9 protein-coding genes are annotated in these 10,384 nt (G+C 35.1%); 2 read left to right on the top strand and 7 right to left on the bottom strand.

All coding sequences use genetic code 11. The features are described 5' to 3' along the window. Positions 1 to 173 precede the first annotated feature (173 nt). Positions 174 to 317, bottom strand: coding sequence for a hypothetical protein (locus LRP84_RS13705; RefSeq protein WP_230575589.1), 144 nt, complete (start codon positions 315 to 317; stop codon positions 174 to 176). Between the two features lie 75 nt (positions 318 to 392). Here LRP84_RS13705 and LRP84_RS13700 point away from each other — a divergent pair, with 75 nt between their 5' ends. Beyond that, positions 393 to 770, top strand: a complete 378-nt coding sequence (locus LRP84_RS13700) for a DUF6262 family protein (RefSeq protein WP_230575588.1) — start codon at positions 393 to 395, stop codon at positions 768 to 770. Between the two features lie 98 nt (positions 771 to 868). Here LRP84_RS13700 and LRP84_RS13695 read toward each other — a convergent pair whose 3' ends face one another. The 5 genes from LRP84_RS13695 to LRP84_RS13675 form a co-directional block, all read right to left on the bottom strand. Beyond that, positions 869 to 3,073: a M56 family metallopeptidase gene (locus LRP84_RS13695; RefSeq protein WP_230575587.1), complete on the bottom strand. Its 2,205-nt coding sequence runs from the start codon at positions 3,071 to 3,073 to the stop codon at positions 869 to 871. Further along, positions 3,070 to 3,474, bottom strand: coding sequence for a BlaI/MecI/CopY family transcriptional regulator (locus LRP84_RS13690; protein WP_230575586.1), 405 nt, complete (start codon positions 3,472 to 3,474; stop codon positions 3,070 to 3,072). Before LRP84_RS13690 ends, LRP84_RS13695 begins: the two co-directional genes overlap by 4 nt. Positions 3,475 to 3,916: 442 nt before the next feature. Then, positions 3,917 to 4,246, bottom strand: a complete 330-nt coding sequence (locus LRP84_RS13685; RefSeq protein WP_230575592.1) for a hypothetical protein — start codon at positions 4,244 to 4,246, stop codon at positions 3,917 to 3,919. Positions 4,247 to 4,612: 366 nt separating this feature from the next. Continuing rightward, positions 4,613 to 5,641: a DUF4179 domain-containing protein gene (locus LRP84_RS13680; RefSeq protein ID WP_230575585.1), complete on the bottom strand. Its 1,029-nt coding sequence runs from the start codon at positions 5,639 to 5,641 to the stop codon at positions 4,613 to 4,615. Further along, a complete protein-coding gene (locus LRP84_RS13675; RefSeq protein WP_302850594.1) occupies positions 5,631 to 6,158 on the bottom strand; it encodes a sigma-70 family RNA polymerase sigma factor in 528 nt (175 codons plus the stop codon). The genes LRP84_RS13680 and LRP84_RS13675 overlap by 11 nt, the downstream gene beginning before the upstream one ends. 549 nt (positions 6,159 to 6,707) lie before the next feature. Between LRP84_RS13675 and LRP84_RS13670 the strand changes: the two genes are divergently transcribed. Continuing rightward, positions 6,708 to 6,881 (top strand): hypothetical protein, encoded by a 174-nt coding sequence (locus LRP84_RS13670; protein WP_230575583.1) that lies wholly within the window; start codon positions 6,708 to 6,710, stop codon positions 6,879 to 6,881. A gap of 564 nt (positions 6,882 to 7,445) precedes the next feature. On the opposite strand, the gene acnA is transcribed toward LRP84_RS13670, so the two are convergent. Continuing rightward, on the bottom strand, positions 7,446 to 10,169 hold the full coding sequence (gene acnA / locus LRP84_RS13665) for an aconitate hydratase AcnA (RefSeq protein ID WP_230575582.1): 2,724 nt from the start codon (positions 10,167 to 10,169) through the stop codon (positions 7,446 to 7,448). Positions 10,170 to 10,384: the final 215 nt, after the last annotated feature.

Genomic DNA, 10,384 nt, shown 5'->3' with positions numbered 1-10,384 from the left:
TTGAATACATTTTCCTTTTCCATACCAATCACGCACCCTTTCTAAAGTAATAGTAACAGTATGTCCAAGATTTATAGATTCATTGCAATTGTCCTTAAGCTTTTGTACCAGAACCATTCTTTGTTTAGCTCGTAAACATTATCTAAATACCAGGATATCCTTTTTGTCTCCCCTTAAAATGGCAAAAATTTAATTTTATTTATTTGTTTGTTTATTATATAAAACTCTAATGGCACGGTAAATAACATTTGATCATACCACCATCCTTCATTTTCTTCATTATTACATTTTTCACAGCGACTACTGTAACCCCCCATTGCATCTTCTCCTACTCTTTCTTACAATTATAACAAGAACATACGTTCTTTATATCGTTTTATAGGAGGAGTACCATGTCCCAGCAACATCGAAATACAGCGGGTGTGCAAGCATACAACAGAAAGAAAAGTTTAGAAGCAGCTACCCGCGTTCATCACGCCATTCAAGCATTGCTTCGAGAAAATCGTGCTGTTAATTTTCATGCGATCTCTGTGCGCTCTGGCGTTTCCAAATCCTATCTCTACCGCAATGAAGAGTTGTTTCAACAAATTGATAACCTTCGAAAGCAACAGTACGACTACGATTCACCACTTGATGAGTACAGTCTGATTGAAGAACAATACCGTACTCAAATTCGAGAATTGCTTCAAAAAATAAAAGTACTCGAAGAGCAAAATGCACATTTGATGACGCTCTTGTATCAAACATATGAAAACACGGCCGACAAGTAAAATCGGCCGCGCTTTTTGTAAAGTCATAATTTGTATTGCAGAAAGAAAGTGTTTTATCTGCAGTAAGACACAACACCCCTTCCAAAGAAGGTTGCACTTCATTCGTAAACAACCTTAAGGGTTTCTACATTATATCCCTCTGCTAAGGCATGGAATACAAATTGTTCTTTTTGCGGAGATGCTTTCGCTAAGAATAACGTCCCCTCTTTTCCATTAACTTCTATATTGTTTACCAAGTAGCCTTTTTTGGCTTGAATGTACCACTTGCCGTCGTATTTCAAAGTCGTTGTTTCATTTGGTTTTTTCTTTGCTTCCTCCCATTGTACTTTTATTGCTTCAGGGACGAGATTATCGATATTTCCAGTCGTCATATGCGGCTGGTCCTTTCCAAACATTTCTTCTTTCTGGTATCCTGTTAAATCTGGTGTAAATCTTTTACTATCAATAGGAACATTGATTTCTAAGCTCGTAGGATATAAATAATCAGCCACCTTGCCAGCCGCATCATACGTTTCATACTTTACGAGAATTCCCGTATCTTTATCAACCCAAAAACGAAAGGATTTGTTGATTCTTTTGTTTATATTCCCTTTGATGACAAGCGTATTATGCCCCAATAACTGTTCGTTTTGCTTTTCAATCTCCCAAGTATTCAAATTCCTTGTATAGTTTGAGGCTATTTCATAAGGAAATAGTGAACTTTGTGCTTCTCCAATAATGGGTCTTTCTCGAGAAGCTGTTACGTTTTCACCTTCACTATCTACTGAAAATGCATTCTTAATCTTTAATGGCTTAGAACGTTTTTCTTCTTGATAGTTCATCTCTATATACATACCTGTATCTTCTCTGAGATCCCACATCGTACCGTTATTGTAATAATGAGATGTTACCTTTTCTATTTCATTTTCTACATAGGTAGTTTTACTATAACCACCTGCTTTATTATGCAAACTGAGTTCATAGTTAATGATCCTGTCACCTGGAACATTTGCTTGATGAACTTTAAACTCACCTTTAGCAGTTTCAAAATTATCAACTGTATTCAGCATTTTCGTCAGTATTTCTTCTTTCGTCATATCCCCAAGATATTCTTCTTGCTTAGGAGGAGTATATACTGTTCCCTCTTTTTTTGTTTCTGTTGTTGTTACCTTTTTGGAACCTTGTCCTTTCTGCTGCTCGGTTGTCCCATCTGCACGCACATTTAGCAGAGAGAATAAAGAAACAACAATCACAGTAATTACACCAAGCGCTGACCAACGATACGATTTCTTTTGAAACTTTTTAATCATGAAAATCCTCCTCTTTAAGGCTCTTTTATTTCTGATTAGATTCGCCAATCCTGGTACTGGGTAATAGTTGGAGTAATGTTCTAAAAGATTGATAATGGTATATCCATATGCGATTTTTTCCTTTTCCTCCAAAAACGTGAGAGCAAGCGCATCACATGCCATCTCTTGATCTTCCCGCATGCATGAGTAAGCATACCAAAGAATCGGATTAAACCAATTCAAAACTAACAGACTATACATAATCCAATTGACGCAAACATCTCTCCGCTTAATGTGAGCTAACTCATGATGAAAAATATGTTGTAGTTGCTGATCATTGAGCCGACTAATATGCACACTCGATACTAATACTTTCGGATGAATGAATCCAAACACTGTCGGGCTTGAAATTTTCCCAGCTAACAGTAGCGGGACATTCTGCTGGATGGACATAGATTTTTTACACTTTTCAAAGATGTTGACAACCCTTTCTTCTGTGATAACGGGTTGTTGTTGTATGTAAGAATGTAATCGTCTATTGATAAGATAAGTTGTGAAGCCTAGTATGATAACGCCTATTATCCAAATGTATGAAGCAATTGTATACAAAGAAAGAGAGGTATCCTTTTGCTTCTCATTATTAGCGGGCTCTACTATAGGTTTCTTTGTTGTCTGAGGTGTATGATCAATAGAGCTTGTCTCTTGTATAACTTTATTGGTATCTGGCATGCTTTTCGTTTCACGCACGTGTTCTTTTATCGAAGAAACAACAGGTTGATTTTGAGCAAAAGTGGTCGTTTGGTAACCATATGAAAGAAGTGAATACATACTATAAGAACTATCGGGCGACCAGGGCAGCAGTAGTCGTACAATCAAAATCATCCATAGTAAATAATGCCACCTTGGACTTAGCTTGTTTCTTAGCAAGACTTTGACACATAAAATAAGTCCCACTAATACACTTGCCATCAAAGATGTTTCTATCATCCAGTCAAATACGAAAGGAAGGTAGGTATTTAAAAACCTATCTATCACTTCTCTCTCCCCTTTCGCTGATTTTCTTCATTCTTCTCATCAAGAATCTGTCTGAGTTCGTTAATGTCCTCTGAAGATAATTTTTCTTCTTTCAAAAAGTTTACAAGCAATGGTTTAAACGCCACACCGCAAAAACGCTTGAGTAGAGATTTTGTTTCTACTTGTAGATAGAGATCTTGTGACACTAAAGGATAATAGGCGTACATACGCCCTTTATCCTGATGATAGGAAACAGCTTCTTTTTGAACTAATCTATTCATCAGTGTTCGAATGGTTTTCGGATTCCAATCTACGATTGATTCCAGCTCTTTAATCACCTCATTCGCCGTTTGAGGGGATTTTTCCCAAAGAACTTTCATGACTTCTAGTTCAGCTTCAGATATTCTAGGTAATTCCTTCATTGCATATCTCCCCTTATATTACAAATGTAATCTTAAATTTGATATTACATTTGTAATCAACTAATGTCAATAATATTCAGAATGTTTTTATTGAGTATATATAAAATCGACCGCTAAGTCTCCAAAGCACAATACTTAAAAGAATGACAAGTAGTAGCCAACTTGAATCTCCTTTTTTCTTCACTTCTTTTCCATTTCAAAGAACCTGTACAGTTTTGATTCCCGAAATCTAATCGTCTACTTGATAAGCTACCATGCTGTTTCATTCCCCGACACAAAGCGCACTTTTCGTAATCAAACAAAAACACGACCGACAAGGAATATCGGCCGTGTTTTTGTACAATCCTAGCTTATCTTTTGCGATTTTGATGATATTGGAAGTCACTAATTTATAGAATCCCTGTCATTCCCATAAAAGAATAGATAATCAAACATACTCCCGTTAATCTTTTTTCAACAAAAATACCCATACCTTTAGTATTAGCTTAAAAAACCAGTAAAACACAAAAAAGTTAAAGACAAATCCTAATGGATTAAATCCCAACATCCCTTTACCGAAATAGGAGAAATTTTGTGCAGGTATACCGAAGTAAAGAAAACTCCCACCACTTCCATTATCTGGTCCTGTTGTAGGGATGAAGGCAAAGACAATAGCGAAAATCAGACTTAAAAAGTACAACTTATTCTTAGTTGAGCCCATTCTTTTTTTGTCTTTTAACAAACAATAAGTTATTAAGAATACCATCCCTAAAAAGAAGAGTATTACTTCCATTACTTCCATTTGACACCTCCACTCCTAATATAAATACGGAATCGAATGGAATAATATGTAATAGTTGAAGAAGTAAATTCAAAATTATATTTGGCACCTTATATTATATGTGCTAATAAACGTCTGCAAAAATTTGACGCTACATTTCCTCCCGTACCAAAAGCAGATTGAAAATGAAGTCATTCAATTTCAAAAACCAGAACCCAAATTTCTAGATATAGTAGGGATTTTTATAGAACACATCACGATTCACCTTCTTGGGAAGTAACTTTGGATCATAAGTTCTCATAAAAAAATCCGATTTACCATTCAAAAGAAATCGGATTTACCATTATTGATATTGTTCTATTGAATCATCCCTTCATATTAGTTGATCTTCTTTCCATCTTTACTTTTTATCAAAATATCATATGGTTCCCCCTTGATTTTTTCATTAACTACTTCAGAATTTATTAAGTCATTAACCATTTTTTCAATATCTTTGGCTAAATTTTTCGCTTCAGGATTTGACGAATTCAAACTTGAAGTAATAATTATGGTAAATGGCTCTTTAGAATCTGAATAACCTATCCCGTCCACTTTATATTTGCTATTGCCAATCAACCCCTCTGACAATACCGGAATGATTTGCGCCCATTCTTGTGATTTAGCTTGTTTTTTTAAATCCACCTTACGGAATTTTACAGTATAGTCTTGCATCCCATATCCCTTTGCAACATCTAAAATTATTTTTTCTAATTCATCTGTTCGCTCTTCATTACTTGGTATATCAACATGAATAATCTTTTCATTTGGGCTCATACCAACCATTAGGACCTCTAAACCATGCTCTTCCACTTTTTTATAAATATCCTTAGTCAAATAAGTTTGTTTTGGACCAACATCAGAAACATTGTGTTCAACATTTCTATTGCTATAAATTTTGATTTCGAATCTATCATAGTCCCTAGTATACAAAGTATCCTTGACTATTTTTTCAACTTTCTCCTCCACTTGGTTGATGTATTCTTCAGATTCATTCAAAGGTATGGAAATAGTTGGTTTTGGATTATAACTAACTCCTATTGAACCAACATTATATCCTTCATCTTTTAACTTTTCCGAAACAACTTGATCCATATTTTTCGATTCAAAAATCCTTCCCAGGTAAGGGATATTAGAAGCTACATTGGCCATTACAGGAGATACAAATGCAGAACCAATGAACAAGCTGAATAAGAGTATAACTGCCAGGGCGGCGTATAGTATTCTTTTTTGAGGAATACTTATCCTTGAAATTGAACCATGTTTTTTGTTTAATTCCTTTTCCGCTCGTTCAATTCCAATCCGTACTTTATTATCCAGCTCAGAAGGAATTTCAATTTTTTTGAATAGTGTTTTGCTGTTATTCTCCATACATATCTTCCCTCCTAATTTGATTGCGCAGTTTATTTAAAGCCCGATAATGGATTGACTTTACTGTGCTGCTAGGTAAGTTAATAATTTCAGAAATTTGCTGGAAGGTGTACTCGTGATAATACTTAAAAAAAATAATAGCTCTTTCGTTTGTATTCAATGAATCTAACAGTTCTTCGAGCGATAATGATAGAGAAATATCAGAATTTTCTAAATAAGAGATATTTAAATCCTCATTTTTTATTGGAAAAATTTTTTCTTTTTTCCTTAACAAATCAATGGCACAATTTATTGTTATTTTTATCAACCATGTTTTTACATATTTTGTTTCTTTCACTGTATCAAACTTAAGAAATGCTCGATAAGCGGCTTCTTGTACAACATCCATTGCATCCTCAGAATTTTTCATATAGGTATATGCCATCCTATATAAATCATGTTGGTAGTTGTTGAATAGTTCGGAAAACTCATCTTTATTCTTCTTTTTCTTCTTGTTTATTTTAAAGATTGTAATCACCTACTTTATGTACTTTAACTATTAGACGGTTAAGACCCTAAATTTGGTCGAAATTTTTGAATTTTTTAACAAGTAATATTTCAAGTATTTGCAATGAAAATTAAAGCTTCTACATATCATTTGTGCTGGATGATCAAATCTCTCAAAAGGAACATTCATCTCATAAACACGTTTAATATCACCTACGCCAACCTCTATATTTGCAAAGACAGGTGGATTTCTATCCCCTAATAAGTCAATTGAATAGCGACGTCATAAACTTCACCGTTTATTTCCACCCGAGAATGACTAAATTGTTGTCTGCCACCTTGTACTTCTCCTATAATTAATTCAAAATTAATATTTTGTTTTTGCAATAAAATATAAAGAATAGAAAATACAAAATGACATCCATCCGCAATCTCTCTTTCTACAAAATAACCTATTACCTCGCAATATGTCTTTTTAATTGCCTGTTTTCTAAAATATTGTAGTTTTAGGCATAATTTTAAAAATCACCTATAGACTTGTGCTAAAATTAGTAAAAACTTACATTTAAGAGGTGGCTATATGGTTGTTAATGTTCTAATCATAATTGTATTAGTTTTGGCTATTTTCGCTTCAATTGCAGCTTGGCTAAACACTCAGACCATAATAAGAGATTTAACAGAAATAAAAGCAAAATTAGGAATTAAGGAAGAGAAAAAACCTTCCTTTCTTGATAAAGACCTTGACAATGACTAATTAAGACCTCGATTTGAGGTCTTTTCTTTGCAGTTATCAATTTTTCTACCGTTGAATAATTAGATTTCCGACAACACCCTAACAATAAAGAAGTTATCTGTTCCTAATATGGTAGTTTCTTGTTTAATTGAAGAAAACGGAACCAATACAAGTAATTATCTAACCATCGAGTTGTATGTCTATTGGAAAGAAAGAAGAAATTTATATTTATTGACCACGGCAACTTACTACCTTCCATATCAACTAAGCTCGCCGTAAAAAAATAATACATAAATATAATAACAACAGTATACAAAACTTTACAATTACAAAAGAAACAAACTTTAAGATTCTAAACGATATAAAATCGGATATCGGCATATGAAATCACAAACACATCATTCGAAAAATAATTCGCAATCATAAAAAAGGAAGATGACCTTCGTCATCTTCCTTTTTTGAGTAAAAATCATTTTTATACAATTTTATGAATAATCATGCCAATGTCATACTTCATTCCAGTATACTTAACTTTGTCACAGTATACTTAATTATTGTCACTCGACAAATCATTCACATCTAAACTTAGTTAGACACCTTAGACTCTTCTAATTTCTCACGAAGAACCATTTGTAAGATACCGCCATGACGGTAGTAGTCGATTTCTACTTCACTGTCGAAGCGTGCTACTACTTCAAATTGTTTTTCGTTTCCTTCTGAGTCATTTGCAACTACTTTTACAAGGTCGCGTGGTTTTACTGTTTTATCAATTTGAATTTCAAATGACTCTTGACCAGTAAGACCTAGTGTTTCTGCACTTTCACCATCTTTAAATTGTAGTGGTAATACCCCCATTAACACAAGGTTACTGCGGTGAATACGCTCGAAGCTTTCTGCGATAACTGCTTTAATACCTAATAAGTTTGTACCTTTTGCAGCCCAGTCACGAGAGCTTCCCATACCGTAGTCTTTACCTGCGATAACAAGAAGACCTGTTCCGTCTTGTTTGTATTTCATTGCAGCATCATAGATAGATGTCACTTCGCCTGTTGGCCAGTGCGTTGTGAATCCGCCTTCTGTACCTGGTGCGATTTGGTTTTTAATACGGATGTTCGCAAATGTACCACGCATCATTACTTCATGGTTACCACGGCGAGAACCGTAAGAGTTGAAGTCAACTGGCTGCACACCATTTTCTAATAAGTAACGGCCTGCTGGTGTGTTTTTGCCGATAGATCCTGCTGGTGAAATATGGTCTGTTGTTACAGAGTCGCCAAATTTACCAACTACGCGCAGTCCTGAAAGTGTTTCCACTTCACCTGGCTCTTTTGCTAACCCTTCGAAGAACGGTGGGTTTTGGATATATGTTGAATCATTATCCCAAGTATATAAAGCTTCATTTGAAGTTTGGATTTCATTCCAACGTTCGTTGCTGTTAAATACTTGTGCATATTCTTTCTTAAATAACTCAGATGTTACAACATTTTGTACAACTTCTTCGATTTCTGCCGCTGTTGGCCAAATGTCGTTAAAGTAAATTGGATTACCGTTTGCATCGCTACCGATTGCATCATTTTTCAAGTCGATATCAACTGTACCTGCAAGTGCATACGCCACAACTAGTGGTGGAGATGCTAAGTAATTTGCTTTTACAAGCGGATGAATACGACCTTCAAAGTTACGGTTACCAGATAAAACAGATGTTACTAATAAGTCATTTGCAGCAATTGATTCTTCTAATTCTGGTGCTAGTGGACCAGAGTTACCGATACAAGTTGTACAACCGTAACCTACCGTTTGGAAACCTAATTGATCTAAATAAGCTGTTAATCCTGATTTATCTAGGTATTCTGTAACAACTTTAGACCCTGGTGCTAATGATGTTTTTACGTAACTAGGTACTTTAAGTCCTTTTTCAATTGCTTTTTTCGCAACTAAGCCTGCACCTATTAACACATATGGGTTAGATGTATTTGTACAGCTTGTAATTGCTGCGATTGCAATTGCACCTGTTTTCATCGTTACTTCTTGATCTTGTAATACAACTTTCGCTTCTTTATCAAATTCTTGCTCTGAGAAGCCGAATCCTTGGTTGCCAACCGGTGCCACAACAGCTTTACGGAACTCATCTCTCATGTTAGAAAGAGGAATTAAGTCTTGTGGGCGTTTTGGACCAGAAAGGTTAAACTCAATTGTATTTAAATCAATTTCAACAAGATCTGTATAGATTGGATCTTGACTATCAGCTGTATAGAATAAGCCATTCGCTTTACAATATTCTTCAACGATGCGAATTTGTTCTTCGCTTCTTCCTGTTAAACGTAAGTAATCTAATGAAATATCATCGATTGGGAAGAATCCACAAGTTGCACCATACTCTGGTGCCATGTTAGAAATTGTTGCACGGTCAGCTAATGGCATGCTTTGTAAACCGCTACCGAAGAACTCAACAAATTTTCCAACTACACCTTTTTGACGTAATACTTGTGTTACTTTTAATGCAACGTCTGTTGCTGTTGTACCACTTGGAAGTGTACCAGTTAATTTCACACCGATTACTTCTGGAACTGGGAAGTATGATGGCTGTCCAAGCATACCAGCTTCCGCCTCAATACCACCAACGCCCCATCCAAGAACACCGATTCCGTTAATCATTGTTGTATGAGAATCAGTTCCTACTAATGAGTCTGGATATGCAACAAGTTCACCTTCAGCATTTTTCACTGCATGAACAACTGGTGCTAAATACTCAAGGTTTACTTGGTGAACGATGCCTGTTGCTGGTGGAACTGCACGGTAGTTATCAAATGATTTTTGTGCCCAGCTTAAAAATTTATAACGTTCTTCATTACGCTTAAACTCTAAGTCCATATTAAATTGAAGCGCGTCTGGTGTACCTGCTCTATCAACCTGTACAGAGTGGTCAATAACAAGATCAACTGTAATTTCCGGATTAATTTTATCAGGATCTCCGCCCATATCTGCCATTGCTTTGCGAAGAGAAGCTAAATCAACAACTGCTGGAACCCCTGTAAAGTCTTGTAAGATAACGCGAGATGGTTTAAACGGTACATCGATATCTTGAATATCTTTCGTTCCCCATTTCGCTAAATTTTCAACATGTTCTTCTTTAATAACGCGGCCATCAACTTGACGAAGTACTGATTCAAGCAATACTTTAATTGAATAAGGCAACTTAGAAACATTACCTACCCCTGCATCTTCAAGCGCTTTCAAACGATAATAATGATACGTGTTTCCATCTACTTCAAATGTTGTACGAGCGTGAAATGGATTGTGTTTTACCATTATGGTTACCCCCCTGTTAAACGTGACTAAAATTGTCTGAATATAAAATGTAGACAAACTTTTCAATACCTTACGATAATATATTATTACAACTTAAAGGATAAGTAAATAAGAAGAAACTTATCGTTTTTCATAAGTTTTCTTTATAACTTCGTTACTGCATAGTAAATTACTCGTTAACAGATACTATTTCTATAAAGTGAAACTGCTTTTTA

The organism is Bacillus rhizoplanae, assembly GCF_917563915.1.
In the GTDB taxonomy this organism is placed as follows: domain Bacteria; phylum Bacillota; class Bacilli; order Bacillales; family Bacillaceae_G; genus Bacillus_A; species Bacillus_A rhizoplanae.
The sequence above is the reverse complement of the archived record's forward strand: the minus strand, read 5'-3'. Positions and strand labels throughout refer to the sequence as shown.